At 33.8% G+C, this 16820-nt stretch carries 18 protein-coding genes and 3 tRNA genes; 12 read left to right on the forward strand and 9 right to left on the reverse strand.

Annotation, left to right across the window (positions count from 1 at the left end):
- Positions 1-28: 28 nt before the first annotated feature.
- The gene (locus C4F50_RS24305; RefSeq protein WP_194141217.1) at positions 29-436 is read right to left on the reverse strand and encodes a helix-turn-helix domain-containing protein; all 408 of its coding nucleotides are present in this window, start codon (positions 434-436) and stop codon (positions 29-31) included.
- 632 nt (positions 437-1068) lie between these two features.
- On the opposite strand from C4F50_RS24305, the gene C4F50_RS24310 reads away from it, so the two are divergent.
- The 6 genes from C4F50_RS24310 to C4F50_RS24335 all read left to right on the forward strand — a co-directional run bounded on the left by C4F50_RS24310 (position 1069) and on the right by C4F50_RS24335 (position 5919).
- The gene (locus tag C4F50_RS24310; protein WP_194141218.1) at positions 1069-1710 is read left to right on the forward strand and encodes a hypothetical protein; all 642 of its coding nucleotides are present in this window, start codon (positions 1069-1071) and stop codon (positions 1708-1710) included.
- Between the two features lie 463 nt (positions 1711-2173).
- Positions 2174-2818 carry a tetratricopeptide repeat protein gene (locus C4F50_RS24315; RefSeq protein WP_194141219.1) on the forward strand — a complete coding sequence of 215 codons (645 nt, stop codon included), beginning with the start codon at positions 2174-2176 and terminating at the stop codon, positions 2816-2818.
- A 164-nt stretch (positions 2819-2982) separates the two neighbouring features.
- Positions 2983-3705 carry an SMI1/KNR4 family protein gene (locus C4F50_RS24320; protein WP_194141220.1) on the forward strand — a complete coding sequence of 241 codons (723 nt, stop codon included), beginning with the start codon at positions 2983-2985 and terminating at the stop codon, positions 3703-3705.
- 164 nt (positions 3706-3869) lie between these two features.
- Positions 3870-4319, forward strand: coding sequence for a DUF7832 domain-containing protein (locus tag C4F50_RS24325; protein ID WP_194141221.1), 450 nt, complete (start codon positions 3870-3872; stop codon positions 4317-4319).
- Positions 4320-4649: 330 nt separating this feature from the next.
- A complete protein-coding gene (locus C4F50_RS24330) occupies positions 4650-5264 on the forward strand; it encodes a hypothetical protein (protein ID WP_194141222.1) in 615 nt (204 codons plus the stop codon).
- A 175-nt stretch (positions 5265-5439) separates the two neighbouring features.
- Positions 5440-5919 carry a DUF416 family protein gene (locus tag C4F50_RS24335; RefSeq protein WP_194141223.1) on the forward strand — a complete coding sequence of 160 codons (480 nt, stop codon included), beginning with the start codon at positions 5440-5442 and terminating at the stop codon, positions 5917-5919.
- A 237-nt stretch (positions 5920-6156) separates the two neighbouring features.
- On the opposite strand, the gene C4F50_RS24340 is transcribed toward C4F50_RS24335, so the two are convergent.
- From C4F50_RS24340 to C4F50_RS24350, 3 genes are all read right to left on the reverse strand, one after another.
- Positions 6157-6239 (reverse strand) — tRNA-Leu (locus tag C4F50_RS24340).
- A 44-nt stretch (positions 6240-6283) separates the two neighbouring features.
- Positions 6284-6356, reverse strand: a tRNA-Lys gene (locus C4F50_RS24345).
- Between the two features lie 40 nt (positions 6357-6396).
- Positions 6397-6469: transfer RNA gene (locus tag C4F50_RS24350), tRNA-Lys, on the reverse strand.
- Between the two features lie 126 nt (positions 6470-6595).
- On the opposite strand from C4F50_RS24350, the gene C4F50_RS24355 reads away from it, so the two are divergent.
- Entirely contained in the window at positions 6596-7114 is a 519-nt protein-coding gene (locus C4F50_RS24355; RefSeq protein WP_194141224.1) for a shikimate kinase, read from the forward strand.
- Here the strand turns inward: C4F50_RS24355 and C4F50_RS24360 are convergent.
- On the reverse strand, positions 7106-7606 hold the full coding sequence (locus C4F50_RS24360) for a phosphoribosyltransferase family protein (protein ID WP_194141267.1): 501 nt from the start codon (positions 7604-7606) through the stop codon (positions 7106-7108). The genes C4F50_RS24355 and C4F50_RS24360 overlap by 9 nt on opposite strands.
- 143 nt (positions 7607-7749) lie before the next feature.
- On the reverse strand, positions 7750-8139 hold the full coding sequence (locus C4F50_RS24365) for an RNA-binding S4 domain-containing protein (protein WP_194141225.1): 390 nt from the start codon (positions 8137-8139) through the stop codon (positions 7750-7752).
- A 79-nt stretch (positions 8140-8218) separates the two neighbouring features.
- Between C4F50_RS24365 and bamM the strand changes: the two genes are divergently transcribed.
- Positions 8219-9388, forward strand: coding sequence for a BamM family beta-barrel-assembly machinery protein (bamM, locus tag C4F50_RS24370; protein ID WP_194141226.1), 1170 nt, complete (start codon positions 8219-8221; stop codon positions 9386-9388).
- Between the two features lie 132 nt (positions 9389-9520).
- On the opposite strand, the gene C4F50_RS24375 is transcribed toward bamM, so the two are convergent.
- The 3 genes from C4F50_RS24375 to C4F50_RS24385 form a co-directional block, all read right to left on the reverse strand.
- Positions 9521-10474, reverse strand: a complete 954-nt coding sequence (locus tag C4F50_RS24375; protein WP_194141227.1) for a transketolase family protein — start codon at positions 10472-10474, stop codon at positions 9521-9523.
- Positions 10475-10562: 88 nt separating this feature from the next.
- Positions 10563-11414 carry a transketolase gene (locus C4F50_RS24380; RefSeq protein ID WP_194141228.1) on the reverse strand — a complete coding sequence of 284 codons (852 nt, stop codon included), beginning with the start codon at positions 11412-11414 and terminating at the stop codon, positions 10563-10565.
- A 331-nt stretch (positions 11415-11745) separates the two neighbouring features.
- Positions 11746-12048: a hypothetical protein gene (locus C4F50_RS24385; protein WP_194141229.1), complete on the reverse strand. Its 303-nt coding sequence runs from the start codon at positions 12046-12048 to the stop codon at positions 11746-11748.
- 416 nt (positions 12049-12464) lie between these two features.
- Here C4F50_RS24385 and tgt point away from each other — a divergent pair, with 416 nt between their 5' ends.
- The 4 genes from tgt (at position 12465) to C4F50_RS24405 (ending at position 16730) form a co-directional block, all read left to right on the forward strand.
- The gene (gene tgt / locus C4F50_RS24390) at positions 12465-13595 is read left to right on the forward strand and encodes a tRNA guanosine(34) transglycosylase Tgt (RefSeq protein WP_071634924.1); all 1131 of its coding nucleotides are present in this window, start codon (positions 12465-12467) and stop codon (positions 13593-13595) included.
- Between the two features lie 103 nt (positions 13596-13698).
- Positions 13699-14787, forward strand: coding sequence for an LptF/LptG family permease (locus C4F50_RS24395; protein ID WP_194141230.1), 1089 nt, complete (start codon positions 13699-13701; stop codon positions 14785-14787).
- Positions 14774-15664: a DMT family transporter gene (locus C4F50_RS24400; protein ID WP_194141231.1), complete on the forward strand. Its 891-nt coding sequence runs from the start codon at positions 14774-14776 to the stop codon at positions 15662-15664. Before C4F50_RS24395 ends, C4F50_RS24400 begins: the two co-directional genes overlap by 14 nt.
- A 112-nt stretch (positions 15665-15776) precedes the next feature.
- Complete coding sequence (locus C4F50_RS24405) at positions 15777-16730, forward strand: acetyl-CoA carboxylase carboxyltransferase subunit alpha (protein WP_194141232.1); 954 nt, start codon at positions 15777-15779, stop codon at positions 16728-16730.
- Positions 16731-16820 lie beyond the last annotated feature (90 nt).

The following is a 16820-nucleotide window of genomic DNA, read 5'->3' on the forward strand; positions in this document are numbered from 1 at the left end:
GGAAAATTAAAAATGCTAATTTTCTGAATTATTTATTGATTAGTTTCTCAAGTCTTTGCATCATCTCGTCTTTTTCTTTCAACATACGCTCATACAAGGCAATTTTTTCTTCATGCATTTGTACAATTTTATCAATCGGATTTAAAGTGCAATTGATATATCCAGAATTGTTAGCAACTGCTCCTTCATGAAAAGTGTTAGAAATAATATTTATCGCCTGTTCTTCATCAAAATTTTGAAAAGCTTCCACAGGAATTTTCAATACATCTGAAATTTGTTTCAGCAAATTGTTTTCAATCACATCTTTCTGCTCCAGCATAGAAATTTTCTTTTGATTCCAATCTTCTCCCAAATCATAGGCTAATGCTTCCTGTTTTATGTTAAGCATTTCTCTAAAACGTTTTACATTTCTTCCCTGATGTATTTTCTGTTCCATAATGAGTATTTTCTAAAGGCTTAAAGATAGAGCCATACAGATTAAAAAAAGTGTGATTTTCAAAGATAGAAAAATATCCTGCAAAATATTCTTTTTGTCAGATATTATATCCGCTTAAGAATAGTTGTCTTTTTAAAAACTTTTTGATTTTTTAAGTTAGTTCTATTTTGTTCATGATTTTTGAGACGTATGAAATAGGGGGGGGACGGTATAACGAAGATTTTTTCTTCTTTATATCGTTTTGTGACCTTGACGGGGCAGAATTCGAACCTTTTGCTAGATGATTTAAAAAATTTAAATGATGCCTAATTTTGTGATTTAATAAAGTAAAAAGTCCACCGAAATTTGCACGTATGTCAACACTAGAATTATTCGACAAATAAAAAGTTATGTGCATAATAAACCTGATGAAGCTAACGCCAAACTTTTCTATCTTGACGACGAGGAATTCTTAACGAAATTGAATGAACTTGAAAGACGATGGAACGAAATTAAAAAGCAATAAGTGAGAGACTTCATGAAGGGCACATTTTTTGAATATATTTTTTGGAAAAGACCAAAGCGGGAGATATTTGCTTTGCATCTTTTTAAAGAGCATTTTGTCAAGTAAATTATATAAATGTTAAAGTCACATGAGAAAAATTCTCCCAATATTAGTATTATTGACATCGATTCTATCTTTTGCACAAAAAAAAGAGAATTGGAATGAAATTACAATTAAAACTTTAGACTCAATAAAGAGCGAACTAAAAACAGAGCAAATAAATTGTTTTAATTTGTTGATTTCAAAAAGAGAAGATTACCAAACTCAAAAGCGAATTGATACAACTAGTTCGACAATTTTAATAGTTGAGGGATATAATTTTTCTGAAAGAAAATATGGAATTTATGAAGATTTTCTTTTCGATAATGATCATATATTTTCTTATGAAAATGGTGTTCAAGAAATTGGGGTAAGTTTCAACGATTATGAAGATTTTATAGAATCTGCTCTCAATAAAAAGACTTTGGACTCCATTAAACCACGAAAATATAAAGCAGTATTTGGTTGTTCGCCTACCAAAAGAACAATAAGAAAATCAAGGAAAATAGTGGAAATGGCTCAAAAAGAAGGTGTGATAATCGAAGAATATGTAAAAATCTTAACCTTGATTGATAATAGAACTAGAAAAATAAAAGTCTCCTTTTTGATTCCCAAAGCAGGAAATAGAGAAGTCCAAATTTCTTATGGGCCTTATTACTCAGAAATGAAATTGGAATATTGGCTAAATTGAATTATGACTTTGATCTCTCCTTGCTAGTGCGAACGTCCCGCTAGTGAATATAACGGAAATTAAAAATCACTTAGACAAAAAAAGCTCCTGATTTCTCTGAAGCTTTACTTAGTGACCTTGACGGTACAGAATTCGAACCATTTATTGGAAGACTTGAAGATTTTGAATGATGTTTAGTTTTTTGATTCGACTTTAATATTATTATTGATTAATCATGTTTGTATTGATTCAAAACAGCACTAAGTCCACTGAATTTTATATCCATGTCAGTACCAAAATCATTCAACGAATTAAAAGTTCTTTTGATTATTTATAAGTTTATTATTATATATTTGATAACAAATAAACCCTGACCTTTGTCAGACATATCTGCCCAATTTTTGGGTGATATGTCTGATGTTGTCAGTAGTATATGCTAGTTGGCAGTAATTTTGCCACGAAAGAAACTTAACAATTAACAGAAATGACAGATTGGTATAGACGAAAAACTTGGACGAAAACGGACGAAGAAGAATTCTTTGCCAAACTTGGTCGTGCAAGAAAAGATGGACGAGCTCAATACTTAAAAATTCAAGCTATAGAATTAATATACACAAAGGAAAAAAAGCTAGTAAATGTTGCTGAAGAACTACTAAATAAAGTCTTAAGAGAATATCCTGAAAATAGAATTGAGAAAAGTCCGTGTTATAACTTTTTAGGTCAAATCTATGAGTTAAGAAATGATGCAGAAATGGCAATATGTTTTTACAAAAAATCACTTGACTATGAAAAGGAATTTCCTAACGTAATAACAAGTTCTTATTTAGATTTCTCCAAAATTGTGATTCAAGAAGGTAAAACAGAGTCATACAATGAAGTAGAAAAAATACTAATTGAAAAGATTGAAAATGAATCGATAAGTTTTCCAGTTCAAAATTATATAATGTACTCAATTTTGGCTATAATTTCAGAATTTAAGGGCAACTCTGAACAAGCAAGAAGTTTTGCAGAAATAGCTGAAAAGAATTCGAAAGCAGAAAAGAATTCACTTTGGAATCCACGAAAGCAAAAAATAGGTATTGTAGAAAATCGAATAAATTGGTTAGACAAACTAGTCGGAAGAAAATAAAAACTACTGCCAACACACGCTACAAGCAATTTGGGTATTTGGCTTAATGGAAAAATTGGTTTGTATTTAGAAGATTTGGCTAATCCGAAAGATAACGCTTATTTAACCCCAAACTGCTTGTAGCGCGAGAACGTTAGGCACAAACTAAAACAACACGAACAGAAATGACACCGAAACAACAATTAGAATCAATCCTTTCCAACCAATACGAATCGGAAGACGGAGATTTGTATAAGGTCGAATTGCTGGATGGAATGACCGACAGTGAAATAGAAAACCTGAAAAATCAGCTTCCAGATAACAACTTACCGAATGAAATCGAAGAATTATTAAGATTCAGCAAAGGTTTTGAGTTTTATGGACTTGAAGAAGTACGTTTTGATGCATTCGGTCATTTTGGATTTGAAGAAATGTTTCCAAAATCAATCCAACTTGCAGGAGATGGGTTTGGTAATTTTTGGATTTTAGATATTGACTCTAAGGGAATTTGGAATTCAGTTTATTATGTCTGTCACGACCCATCTGTCGTTGTAAAACACTCTGAAAATTTAACGGAGTTCATAAGACACGTTGACGAGTTCGGACAAAAAGGAAATCAATCCAACTTGGACATTATTCACGAAAGAACCGTAATGGATATTTGGACCGAAAAAATCGGAATAATGGAAAAAAATGAAAAGGATTATGACTTTGAAAACGGACAAGTTGAACTGCCAGAAATGTTTTTAGTGGCGGACTTGACTAATCAACCTATAAAAACAGGATTTCCTTGGGGTAAATCAGGACCGAACACAAAAATCATAAGACCGAGTGATGAACCAATTTGGATAGTTGAGAAACGAGTGAAACAAGGTTTTCTATCAAGATTATTCGGTGGAAAGAAATAAATAGCCAGTACCTAACAGCCAATACAACGGATTTGGGCATTGGGCTTAATGGAAAGATGGTTTTGTATTTGGGATGATTTGACAAATCCGAAGAATGGGCTTAATTTAGTCCCAAACCCGCTGTAGTGCCAAGACGTTAGGCAACATTTAACACAACCATTAAAATGGCAAGTATCGACAGAATAGATTGGCATCAAACAGAAGATTTTCCTGAAAATATTCCTCTTGAAAATGGAGGAACTCATATCGGAATGTATTTAAATTGGATTATCGAGAACAATTTAATTGGGGAGATTCACTTGACGGAATCTGCAAGCTTATTAGAAGATGTAAAAGCCAAAAAAATTACTGGTCGTGATTTCCTGATTAAATGTTGTGATGGAAAGTTTTGGGCAGAAGATTTGAATGAAATAGGACTAAAATTTACCGAAGATTATTATTCATCAGACAAATATTTTGGCGATTATGCAAACACGTTAGATTCAAATCAAGATAGTATTTATGAATATGAAAATAGTTGGGAAAACTACGATAAAATAAGGCTTGTAATAGATAAACGTTTTAAAGACTGGCAGAAAAAGAATAACAAAAAACCTTGGCAATTCTGGATATAAAAACATCGCCTAACAGCTACTACAACGGATTTGGGCAATTGGTTTGATAGGAAGTTGGTTTTGTATTTGGGATAATTTGCTTTGCCTGTTCGCTATCGGCTCGTGTGGCAAATCCCAAGAATGATCTTAATTTAGTCAAAACCCGATGTAGTTCCTGAACGTTGATTGTCAAACTACAATACTAAAAAGGACAAATAAAATTATTTATTAAAATACTATTGCTAACGATAATTGACTTTATACTTATTTTGTTTTGGGTAAAGGAAAATTACCCAGACCCGAGTGTTTCTATATCAGCAAATCTTAAATCAAACTTTTAACACATATGAAATGCAATACGAAATAGTAAGCGACGAAAACGGTAAACATCAAATTGGCGGAGAAATTCCACAAGACTTTACGATCCCAAATAATGAATTTATAGCAGGTTTTCAATATTTAGGTTTTATAGACAACTCTGATCCATTGTTTTCTTGGTTGCCTTTCAAAGTAAACTTAATTCATCCAATTTATACTGATGAATATTTTGTTTATCTTGATTATTCAAATCCAAATTCTCCGACAATTATTGAACCAACAGACACTGCTTCATCGACAAGTGCATTTGATGAAATTGACAAAAACTCAATAATTATTTGGCAAGGAGTTAGAGTAAGTTTAGAAGAAAAAGAGGAAATTGATGAATTCGAAAGTATCGGAATTTGTGGAGAACCAGATTGGCTACAAGAAGCTGAAATTCCAAACTGTCCGAAAAGCGGAAAACCTATGAGATTTTTGTGTCAATTGGGAAGCTTTAGCGATATTGAAGCGACATTTAGCAATGTTGAACCAACAAAAGGAATGGAAGAATATTTCCAAAAATTAAACTTTTGGTGTGATGGAAATTTATACATTTTTATAGATCCTACAACAAAGACAATGTGTTATACAATGCAAAACACATAGTAACCGAACAATCAAAAAAACGAACTCCGAACAGAAAACATAATTGGCTTAATGGAAAAATGGTTTGTATTTGAACGATTTAGCAAATCCAAAGAATGGGCTTAATGTAGTACTCAACGTGCTCTAGTGTTGGAACGTTTTACATCATCATAAATCTATATAATTAAATACAGAAATGGATAACATAATTAATAAATCAAAAATTGAAACACTTATTGTTTTCAGTATAGATATCTGTAAAAGATTAATTGATGATTATGTCGATTTCTATATCAAATACAATTGGGGCAATCCTAATATTTTAAATGAAGCAATTAAGTATTGTGAAGAAACTGAATTTGCCAAAATCGACAGAGTAAAAGTTAAAGAGTTAATTCATAAAGTTGAAAAAATAACTCCAGATACAGAAGATTTTGAAAATATTGAAGTAAGTTATGCGCTAAATTCTGCTTGTGCAGTTTTAGAATTATTGGAGTTTATAATGGGGCATGATAAGATACATGTCTCTAATATAAGTTCTTTTATAATTGACACAATTGATTTTAAAATTCAGGAAATAGAAAGTGGTTTGACTAATGACGAAATAGAAGATCATCCGAAAATTGTTGAAGAAAGAAAGCGCCAAATAGCATTTTTAATAATAAACGATGCATGACACCCTAACGGATTTTGGTAAACTTAAAACTTTGGATTGAATTCAAGTTGGGAAACCAAACCTTTAAATCGCTATCTGAAAAAAAAACATTAAAAAATGATAAATCCATAATGGGGTTCGAACCAAAATCTCCTTTAAATATAGGCTTTTTCAAGATCTAGAAGAAAATCATAAAAATTTTCGAACCATGAAAAAGCCTGCAAAATATACACTTTACAGGCTTTCATTTTTTCATAGTGACCATGGAGGGATTTGAACCCTCACGCCCTTGCGAGCACCACCCCCTCAAGATGGCGAGTCTACCGTTTCTCCACATGGCCTTAAAAGAAAAAAGGTCAAGTAAAATAAATTACTCGACCTTTTGTGACCCGACTGGGGCTCGAACCCAGGACCCCATCATTAAAAGTGATGTGCTCTACCGACTGAGCTATCGAGTCATTGCTTTCAAGAAATTTAATTTGTTAATCACAAAATTTGTGACCCGACTGGGGCTCGAACCCAGGACCCCATCATTAAAAGTGATGTGCTCTACCGACTGAGCTATCGAGTCATTTAATTTCTTGAATGCGGGTGCAAATATAAGGAGTTTTTTTTGAAGTTTCCAAGCTATTTTATCATAAATTTGTCTTTTTTTTGGAAAAAATCCCAAATGCTTAGTTTATAAGGTTTTATTAGTATGAAAAAAATAGTGTTATTAGGTTACATGGGCTGCGGAAAGTCAACAATTGCCCAAAATTTATCAAAAACTGCAGATATTCCATTCTTGGATTTAGATAAATGCATCGAAAAAAGAGCAGATTTAACGATAAATGAAATTTTTGAAAAGCATGGAGAGATTTATTTTAGAAAATTAGAACATGAAATGTTTCTGGAATTGCTGCAATCTGATGAAGAAATTATTATTGGTTTAGGAGGCGGAACACCATGTTATGCCAATAATCATGAATTACTGCAAAGAGAAGATGTTGTGTCGATCTATTTAAAGGCATCTATTGATACTTTATATAATAGATTAATACATAATAAGAGTAAGCGTCCGTTAATTGCTAATATGGACGAAGAAGAAATGAGAGAGTTTATCGCGAAACATTTATTCGACAGAAGTTTTTATTACAACCACGCGCAATATAAGCTTCCGGTTGATGGAAAATCTGTCGAAGAAACGGTTCAGGAAATTTTAGACATTCTAGCTTAAAGAAGCATAGTCGCCGTCTTTTGCATCAAATACAACTTGTACGTGCTCTAATAGGGAAGTTGAAAGCGAGATTCCTTTAAAATCTGCTTTTACAGGATATTTTTTGTGATTTCGGTCTACAAGCACTGCGGTTTTGAATTTTTTAAGAGGAACATCTAAAAAATGACGAACCGCATAGATCAATGTGGTGCCTGAGTTTAAAACATCATCAACCAAGACTAATCCTTTGTTTTTGTATTCTTCGGTGCTTAAGGAAGTTTGTATAGGTTCCTGCGGGTTTTGTTTGTTTACTTTTACTTCACAGATCGAAACTTTTAAAGTTGAAATACTGCGCAGCGCCAAGGCGATTTTTTCGGCAAATACAAATCCATTAGAAGCAATGCCGGCAATGATTACTTCTTCTTCATCAACAAAAGTTTCGTAGATCTGATAAGCAATACGTTTTATTTTGTGTTCGATTTCTTGATTAGTAAGGATGATGTTACTCATGATAATTATTTTTTGCTAAAATACATAAATTTAAATTTCAATTTTTTTAAAATTGATTCGGCTGTCAGCTATCGCTCGAGTCCAAAATTGCAAAAGTAAAAATGCAGTCTTTGGAATTTGGAATTTATATTTTGGAATTTAAAAATTTAGTTTTCCTCTTCCTCATCATTAATTTCCTCTCCATATTCATCAATATCTCTTCGGTCTTTTTTGGTAGGTCGTCCTGTACCGCTTTTACGGTAATGTTCTTTAGAAAGTTTCAGCAGTTCTAAATGTGCATAAGCTTCAGGAGGAGTTTCGTTTTTTCGATAGATATCGACCAGTTTAGCTCCCACACGATTCTCAGGAATATCTAAAACCGTTATTATTTGTGTAATTTGATCTTTTCGAAAGGTGATTTTGTCGGTCGGAAAAACTTCTTTTGACGGTTTTGCAACCTGTCCGTTTACCGTTATATGATTCTTTTTGCAGGCTTCAGTAACCATGTTTCTAGTTTTGTAATAGCGCACGCACCATAAGTATTTATCTACTCTCATAATTTTTCTAAAATCCAAGTTAAATTCTTTACAAAAATAAATCAATATTGTATCTTGCGCACCTAAAAAAATTAGAATAATGAATAAATTTAAATATTATTTTGTTTTATTGCTTGCAGTTACTGCGATTGTTTCTTGTAATAAAAAAGATGATGACGATGTAGTAGTAGAGCCATTAAAAGATTATCAAGAACAATTTAATATAGATAATGCAGATATTGAAGAATATTTAAAAACTAATTATATAACGGTAGATAATGCAACAATGGACGTTACCATGTCTCCGATAACAGATGCAGCATCTCAACCGTCTATTATGTCTTATTTGAATAGTGCGACATTTCCTAAGTTGCTTTCAAGAGAGATAGATGTTCATGGGATTAAATATAAAATGTATTATTTGGTTTTAAGAGAAGGTAATGGTTTAGCTCCTATGAACACTGATGGTGTGGTAACTGCTTATGAGGGAGAATATTTAAAACGTGTTGCCAAAACAGATACGGAACCAGAACATTTAACAACAACATCTTTTGAGCAAGTAATTTATCCTACTGGAATGCTCGATTTATATAGTACTATTGTAGGATGGAGTGAGGTTTTTCCACAGTTTAAAACAGGTACTACAACTTATAATACAGATGGTTCTGCAAATTATCAAGACTTTGGTGCAGGAGTGTTGTTTATTCCTTCGGGTTTAGCATATTATGCCTATCCGCCAAGTGGAAGTTCAATTCCTGCTTACTCACCACTTATTTTCTCTATAAAACTTTATGATATTCAAAGATTAGATCACGAAAACAATGGATATACTTCTGCAGGAGTTCTAATTCCAAACCCAGATGGTGTTTTTGACTATCAAGAAGATATTGATGGAGATGGATATGTTCGTGACTTCAGAAATAAGACATTGTATCCAAATCCTCCGGAGAAGAATCCTGATGATACTGATGGTGACGGTATTCCTGATTTCTTAGATCAAGATGATGATGGTGATGGTTATACAACAAGATTAGAGATTACAAAACCAACAAATGAAGTGGGTTGGGGAACCTTGAATGAGCAGCCGTTTTACTTCGGAATAAATAAATATTATCCTTTTGATCCTGTTTCTGATAATCCGAATACGCCAAATGTTGATGAAACAGAGCCGAGAGGTATTCCTGCCTTCTCTGCTTCTGGAACGCCAGATTACACTACGCCTGGAAGATTAAGAATTCATCTTGATAAAGATCATCATACAGCTAAATAGAGTGTGAATTAAATACAAAAAAAAACACCTGCGCATGCAGGTGTTTTTTTTGTTGCTATATTTCGGAAACAGGAATAAAAAAACCTCGAAAAGAAATTTTCGAGGTTTTTTATAAAGTAAGAAAATCTAAAATTATTTTCTTTTGATTACTCTTTCTACAGCTTCAACAATCGCTTGGTTGTTAAGTTTGTATTTTTCCATTAATTGCTCAGGAGTTCCAGACTCACCAAAACTATCTTGTACTGCTACAAATTCTTGAGGAGCCGGCTGGTTTAAAGCCAAAACTCTAGATACGCTTTCTCCAAGACCTCCAAGGATATTGTGTTCTTCTGCCGTAACCACACATTTTGTTTTAGAGATTGATTTTAAAATCGCTTCTTCGTCAAGAGGTTTGATAGTATGGATGTTGATTACTTCCGCAGAAATTCCTTTTGCTTCTAGAGCTTCTGCAGCAATAATTGCTTCCCAAACTAAATGTCCAGTTGCAATGATGGTAACATCAGTTCCTTCGTTTAATAAAATAGCTTTTCCGATTACGAAAGGTTCGTCAGCAGGTGTAAAGTTTGCTACAACTGGACGTCCGAAACGTAAATAAGCCGGTCCGTGGTGATCTGCCAATGCAATTGTAGCCGCTTTTGTCTGGTTGTAATCACAAGTATTGATTACGGTCATTCCAGGCAGCATTTTCATTAAACCGATATCTTCTAAGATTTGGTGTGTTGCTCCGTCTTCTCCTAGTGTTAAACCAGCGTGAGAAGCACAGATTTTTACATTTTTATCAGAATAAGCAACAGATTGACGAATTTGATCGTAAACTCTTCCTGTAGAGAAGTTAGCAAAAGTTCCTGTAAAAGGAATTTTTCCTCCGATAGTTAAACCTGCAGCGATTCCGATCATGTTTGCCTCAGCAATTCCGATTTGGAAAAAACGCTCCGGGTGATTTTTTTTGAAATCGTCAAATTTTAACGATCCAATTAAATCAGCACATAATGCTACTACATTTTCGTTTTTTTGACCTAATTCTGTCATTCCCGCTCCAAAACCAGAACGAGTATCTTTGCTTCCTGTATTTGTATATTTTTTCATTGTTTATCTTTTGAGGTTCTAAGTTTTTCAGTTGCTAAGGTTCAGAGCTTTTTTTCGGAACATTTTATACTGAATACTGAACACTTTTTTAATAGTCTACTTGGTCTTTAGAGTAATTTTGAGCTAATGCTGCTGCTAACTGGTCGTTGTTTGGTGCTTTTCCGTGCCAAGCATGCGTATGCATCATAAAGTCTACTCCGTTACCCATTTCAGTATGTAATAGAATACAAACTGGTTTTCCTTTTCCTGTTCTAGATTTAGCATCTGTTAAACCAGCAAGGATTGCATCGATGTTGTTTCCTTCTGCAATTTCTATAACATCCCAGTCAAAAGCTTCAAATTTAGCGCGAAGACTTCCCATTGGCAGAACTTCATCAGTTGTTCCGTCAATTTGTTTTCCGTTAACGTCAACTGTTGCGATGATGTTATCTACTTTTTTTGCAGAAGCATACATGATCGCTTCCCAGTTTTGACCTTCTTGTAATTCTCCGTCACCGTGAAGTGTGAAAACTAAATGATTGTCTCCATTTAATTTTTTTGCTTGTGCTGCTCCAAGAGCTACAGATAAACCTTGTCCTAATGAACCAGACGCAATACGAACTCCAGGAAGACCTTCGTGAGTTGTTGGGTGTCCTTGTAAACGAGAATTTAATAATCTAAAAGTAGCAAGTTCTGATATAGGGAAATAACCGCTGCGTGCTAAAACGCTGTAAAAAACCGGCGAAATATGTCCGTTTGAAAGGAAGAAAACATCTTCTCCAATTCCGTTCATATCAAAACCTTCTTTACGGTCCATAATATTTTGATATAGTGTAACCAAAAATTCAGTACAACCTAGTGATCCGCCTGGATGACCAGAGTTAACAGCATGTACCATACGAAGAATATCTCTTCTTACTTGGATAGTTAAATCGCTTAATTGTTGTGTGTTAGGCTTCATTTTGTATATAAAAGTTTAAACTGTAGCAAAAGTAAAGGTTATTTTGCGGGCTGACAAATGATTTTCTGCTTTAGTTTAGAACAATTGTTAAATTCTGGATATTTTTTTATTGATCTGCAAAAAATGATTAAAATGTAATACAGAGTAGCTAAAAAACGGGACACCGATTAAATGAAAAATTATCGGCCGCGAATTCACGAATTCCGTTTCATGATAAATTCGTGAATTTGCAGAAAAAAAAATAATGCCACAGATTCCAGGATTAAGATGATTTAAAAAAAAACCGGTCTTAATCTGTAAAATCTGTGGCAAAAAATAGGTGACTATAATTTTACTTGGTATCGCTTTCGCTGTAAAAATTATTTTCTTCATCCTCAGAACCGATTTCTTCTTGTTCGTCATCAAGTTCTGCGCCTGGAATATCTAAATCATTTCCTAGCTTATCGCTGTTTTGTTTCCATTCGTGATTGTCTTCTGGAAGAATGGTTCTTTCTCCAGAAATTCCTTCTGGGTCTATATCTTCCAGTTCTTCATCCTGATTGTAGATGTCTTCGTTCGCTGGGTAATCTAAGTTGTCAAGATTTCGTTCGATTCTGTCTTCAGTTGTTTCGTCTCTTTTGTCTGAATTTATCATGATTTCTAAATTTAATTGTTGTTTAAGAGTATTAAAATTAAGGAATCAGTACGATTGTCATGTTACATTATCATGATGAAGTTGTTGTAGTTTTTACATTAGATCTTAAGGAAATACCTGCTGGCTGCGTTAGGGATTGAGGCGGTATCCTTTTATGGAGTGAAACGGAATAAAAGATATAGCCGAAAGCCCGACCCTTGGGGAACGCCTTAAAAAAGTTGGAAGTTAGAGGTTAGAAGTTAGAGGTTAGAAGTTAGATGTTTCAAGTTTCAGGTTTCATGTTTCATGTTCAAGTTTGAAGTTTCAGGTTTTTATTGGGGTGTTTGGAATTATCTTATTATTCTAATTGACAAATTTTCTAATTAATTAAATTTTCCTCAAATTAAACTATCTTTGCGCTCTGAAAAAAGAAACAGATGAAGTTTGATTTATTACAAAAAGATCCGCAGTCTAAAGCTAGAGCGGGGAGTATTACTACAGATCACGGAGTTATAGAAACTCCTATTTTTATGCCTGTTGGAACTGTGGCTTCTGTAAAGGGAGTGCACCAGCGTGAACTTAAAGACGATATTAATCCGGATATTATTCTGGGAAATACTTACCATTTGTATTTACGTCCGCAAACCGAAATTTTGGAGAAAGCGGGTGGATTGCATAAATTCATGAATTGGGATCGTAATATTTTGACCGATTCTGGCGGATATCAAGTATATTCGCTTTCTTCTAATAGAAAAATTAAAGAAGAAGGGGTAAAATTTAAATCACATATTGACGGTTCGTATCATTTTTTTACGCCAGAAAATGTAATGGAAATTCAACGTACTATTGGAGCTGATATTATTATGGCTTTTGATGAGTGCACGCCTTATCCTTGCGATTACAGATATGCGCAGCGCTCGATGCACATGACACACCGCTGGCTGGATCGTTGTATCAATCACTTAGATAAAGTGCCTTACAAATACGGTTACGAGCAAACGTTTTTTCCGATTGTTCAGGGAAGTACTTATAAAGATTTACGCCGCCAGTCTGCAGAATATATTGCAAACGCGGGACAGCAGGGAAATGCCATTGGCGGATTGTCTGTTGGGGAGCCGGCAGAAGAAATGTATGCTATGACTGAGGTAGTGTGCGAAATTCTTCCTGAAGATAAACCTCGTTATTTAATGGGTGTGGGAACTCCTATAAATATTTTGGAAAATATTGCGTTAGGAATTGATATGTTTGATTGCGTTATGCCGACAAGAAATGCCAGAAATGGAATGTTGTTTACAGCAAACGGAACGATTAATATAAAGAACAAAAAGTGGGAAGCTGATTTTTCTCCAATCGATGAAATGGGGCATACTTTTGTGGATACTGAATATACAAAAGCTTATTTACGTCATTTATTTGCTGCAAATGAATATTTAGGAAAACAAATTGCTACTATTCATAATCTTGGTTTTTATATGTGGTTGGTTCGTGAAGCCAGAAAACATATCTTAGCTGGAGATTTTAGACCATGGAAAGAAATGATGGTCAAAAACATGAGTCAAAGACTTTAAAAAAAGAGTTTCAAGTTTTTTAATTTCAAGTTTCAAATTACCTATAATGACCTGAAACTTGAAACGTGAAACCTGAAACTTTTAAACTTGAAACAAATTTTATATGTTATCAATAATAGATAAATACATCTTAAAAAGATATCTGGGAACTTTCTCTGTGATGTTACTTTTGTTTGCACCGATCGGAATCGTAATTGATGTTTCTGAGAAAGTAAATAAAATGCTGGAAAACAAAATTCCGTTTCCTGATATTGCTTTCTATTATTACAATTTTACGATTTATTTTATCAATTCGCTTTTCCCGATCTTCTTGTTTTTGTCGGTAATCTGGTTTACTTCAAAGTTGGCTAACAACACAGAGATTATTGCGATTTTGAGTTCAGGAATTTCGTTTACACGTTTCTTGCGTCCTTATATTATAGGTGCGACTATTGTGTCTCTTTTTGTGCTGCTGATGGGATTTTTTATTGTTCCCGCAGCAAGTGAAGGGTATAATAATTTTCGCTACACTTATTTAAAAGGAAATGGAAAGGAACTCATGCGGGGCGAAAACACGAATGTTTACAGACAGATCAACGACCATGATTTTATCTTTGTAAACAGCTTTAATGAAGAATCTAAGACCGCTTTTAATTTTTCATTAGAACATTTTGAAAAAGAAAAATTAACCTATAAAATTACGGCAAGCCGAATAAAATGGGATCCGAAGAAGAAAACGTATATTTTGTATGATTATACTAAAAGGACGGTTGGTGAATTAAATGATGTTCTGGAAAAATCACCAGAAAAAACGATTCCGTTTAAATTTGAATTGGCAGATTTAACTCCGGTTGTCTACATTGCTGAAACATTGACTTTGGGTAAATTAATCGATTTTATTGAAAAAGAACGCAAAAGAGGTTCTGGAAATATCAATACTTATCTGGTTGTGCTTTACAAAAAATACAGTGTGCCTGTGTCTGCTTTTATCTTGACGATTATTGCTGTTTCGGTTTCTTCTATGAAGCGAAGAGGCGGAATGGGAACGAATCTGGCAATCGGAATTGCAATTGCTTTCTCTTTTGTCTTTTTTGATAAAATCTTTGGTACACTTGCCGAAAAATCGACTTTCTCACCTTTAATAGCTGTCTGGTTCCCAAATATGGTTTTCGGAATTTTAGCGGTTTACTTACTACGCAATGCAAAACGATAATTTAAAAAGTTATTTAAATCTTCATTTAATTGTTTTTATCTGGGGTTTTACGGCAATTTTGGGCGCTTTGATTACAATTGATGCCGAAAATTTAGTTTGGTTCAGAATGCTTATCGCTGGAATTTTTCTTGGCGGATTTATTGCTTTTAAAAAACAGTCTTTTCAAGTTCCGATGAAGGAATTTTTTAAACTAATTTTTGTTGGGTTGTTGATTGCCCTGCACTGGATTTTCTTTTTTAAAGCCATACATGTTTCCAATGTTTCCATTACACTATCGATATTCTCATTAGGTGCTTTTTTTGCATCTTTATTAGAACCGTTATTTTACGGACGTAAGATATTATGGTATGAAGTTTTTTTTGGTCTGATAATAATTGCGGGGCTGGCTTTGATCTTGCAGGTAGAAATTAAATACCTAACAGGCGTTTATTATGCGCTTGCGGCAATTATTTTAGGGGTTTTGTTTACGCTAATGAATGGGAAATTGATTGCAGATCATGAACCTTCGGTAATTACTTTTTATGAGTTTGGTGCTGGTGTTTTTTTTATTTCTGTTTATTTTTTGTTTCAAGGAAAATTCACAGCAGATTTCTTTCAATTGTCCTTAAATAACTGGATTTTGTTGTTGGTTTTAGCGTCAGTTTGTACGGCTTATGCCTTTACTGCTTCGGTAAAAGTAATGCAGCGATTAACGCCTTACACAGTTATGTTAACCACTAATTTAGAGCCTGTTTACGGAATTATTTTAGCCTATTTTATTCTTGGCGGAAAAGAGAAAATGAGTGTCGAATTTTACATCGGGGCAGTCATAATAATTATTACCGTAATCCTAAACGGTGTTTTTAAACATTATCAGACTAAGAAAGAAAACTTGTAATAGTTTCCTTATTTTTAAATTGCATTTTTATACTTTAAATAACAATTAACTTCGCCAATGATATAATATTTTTATATTTGCGGTTCGATTTACAAACAAAATTCAAAAATCCATGGAATATTTAGATTTTGAGCTTCCAATTAAAGAACTTGAAGAACAGTTAGAAAAGTGCGTAATTATTGGAAAAGAATCTGATGTTGATGTAACGCCGACTTGCAAGGAAATCAACAAAAAATTAGAGCAAACTAAGAAAGATATATACAAAAACCTTACCGCTTGGCAGCGTGTACAATTGTCAAGACATCCAAATAGACCGTATACTTTAGACTATATCAAAGCAATCTGCGGCGATACTTTCTTAGAACTTCATGGAGACAGAGGTTTTAAAGATGATAAAGCGATGGTGGGCGGACTTGGAAAAGTAAATGGACAATCGTTTATGATTATCGGCCAGCAAAAAGGTTTTAATACAAAAACACGTCAATATCGTAATTTCGGTATGGCCAATCCAGAAGGATACCGTAAAGCTTTGCGTTTGATGAAAATGGCAGAGAAATTCGGAATCCCTGTTTTAACTTTGGTTGATACTCCGGGTGCTTACCCAGGACTTGAGGCAGAAGAAAGAGGACAAGGAGAAGCTATCGCTAGAAATATTTTTGAAATGGTTCGTCTGCAGGTGCCGATCATTACTATTATCGTAGGTGAAGGTGCTTCTGGAGGAGCTTTAGGAATTGGTGTTGGAGATAAAGTATATATGTTAGAAAATACATGGTACTCTGTAATTTCTCCAGAATCGTGCTCTTCTATTTTATGGAAAAGCTGGGAGTACAAAGAGCGTGCAGCTGAAGCTCTTAAACTGACTTCTTCTGACATGAAAAAACAAAAATTAGTTGATGATGTAATTCCAGAACCACTAGGAGGAGCACACTATGACCGTGAAACTACTTTTAAAACAGTTATAGAATACATCACTAAAGGATATAATGAATTAAAAGATTTATCAACAGCCGACTTAATTGCCCAAAGAATGGACAAATACAGTAATATGGGCGAGTATAAAGAATAAGTTCATGAAAATGAATGAAAAATCCGAAGCCTTACAGTTTCGGATTTTTTTTTGGTTATGAACAAACTGACCTTATTTATAAACAAATTT

Origin of the sequence: Flavobacterium hungaricum (assembly GCF_015182285.1) — a bacterium.
GTDB classification, from domain to species: domain Bacteria; phylum Bacteroidota; class Bacteroidia; order Flavobacteriales; family Flavobacteriaceae; genus Flavobacterium; species Flavobacterium hungaricum.

Bases quoted from the DNA above. Each gene is read 5' to 3' on its own strand.
- C4F50_RS24305 (WP_194141217.1), bottom strand. From the start codon at position 436: ATGGAACAGAAAATACATCAGGGAAGAAATGTAAAACGTTTTAGAGAA.
- C4F50_RS24310 (WP_194141218.1), top strand. From the start codon at position 1,069: ATGAGAAAAATTCTCCCAATATTAGTATTATTGACATCGATTCTATCT.
- C4F50_RS24315 (WP_194141219.1), top strand. From the start codon at position 2,174: ATGACAGATTGGTATAGACGAAAAACTTGGACGAAAACGGACGAAGAA.
- C4F50_RS24320 (WP_194141220.1), top strand. From the start codon at position 2,983: ATGACACCGAAACAACAATTAGAATCAATCCTTTCCAACCAATACGAA.
- C4F50_RS24325 (WP_194141221.1), top strand. From the start codon at position 3,870: ATGGCAAGTATCGACAGAATAGATTGGCATCAAACAGAAGATTTTCCT.
- C4F50_RS24330 (WP_194141222.1), top strand. From the start codon at position 4,650: ATGCAATACGAAATAGTAAGCGACGAAAACGGTAAACATCAAATTGGC.
- C4F50_RS24335 (WP_194141223.1), top strand. From the start codon at position 5,440: ATGGATAACATAATTAATAAATCAAAAATTGAAACACTTATTGTTTTC.
- C4F50_RS24355 (WP_194141224.1), top strand. From the start codon at position 6,596: ATGAAAAAAATAGTGTTATTAGGTTACATGGGCTGCGGAAAGTCAACA.
- C4F50_RS24365 (WP_194141225.1), bottom strand. From the start codon at position 8,139: ATGAGAGTAGATAAATACTTATGGTGCGTGCGCTATTACAAAACTAGA.
- bamM (WP_194141226.1), top strand. From the start codon at position 8,219: ATGAATAAATTTAAATATTATTTTGTTTTATTGCTTGCAGTTACTGCG.
- C4F50_RS24375 (WP_194141227.1), bottom strand. From the start codon at position 10,474: ATGAAAAAATATACAAATACAGGAAGCAAAGATACTCGTTCTGGTTTT.
- C4F50_RS24380 (WP_194141228.1), bottom strand. From the start codon at position 11,414: ATGAAGCCTAACACACAACAATTAAGCGATTTAACTATCCAAGTAAGA.
- C4F50_RS24385 (WP_194141229.1), bottom strand. From the start codon at position 12,048: ATGATAAATTCAGACAAAAGAGACGAAACAACTGAAGACAGAATCGAA.
- tgt (WP_071634924.1), top strand. From the start codon at position 12,465: ATGAAGTTTGATTTATTACAAAAAGATCCGCAGTCTAAAGCTAGAGCG.
- C4F50_RS24395 (WP_194141230.1), top strand. From the start codon at position 13,699: ATGTTATCAATAATAGATAAATACATCTTAAAAAGATATCTGGGAACT.
- C4F50_RS24400 (WP_194141231.1), top strand. From the start codon at position 14,774: ATGCAAAACGATAATTTAAAAAGTTATTTAAATCTTCATTTAATTGTT.
- C4F50_RS24405 (WP_194141232.1), top strand. From the start codon at position 15,777: ATGGAATATTTAGATTTTGAGCTTCCAATTAAAGAACTTGAAGAACAG.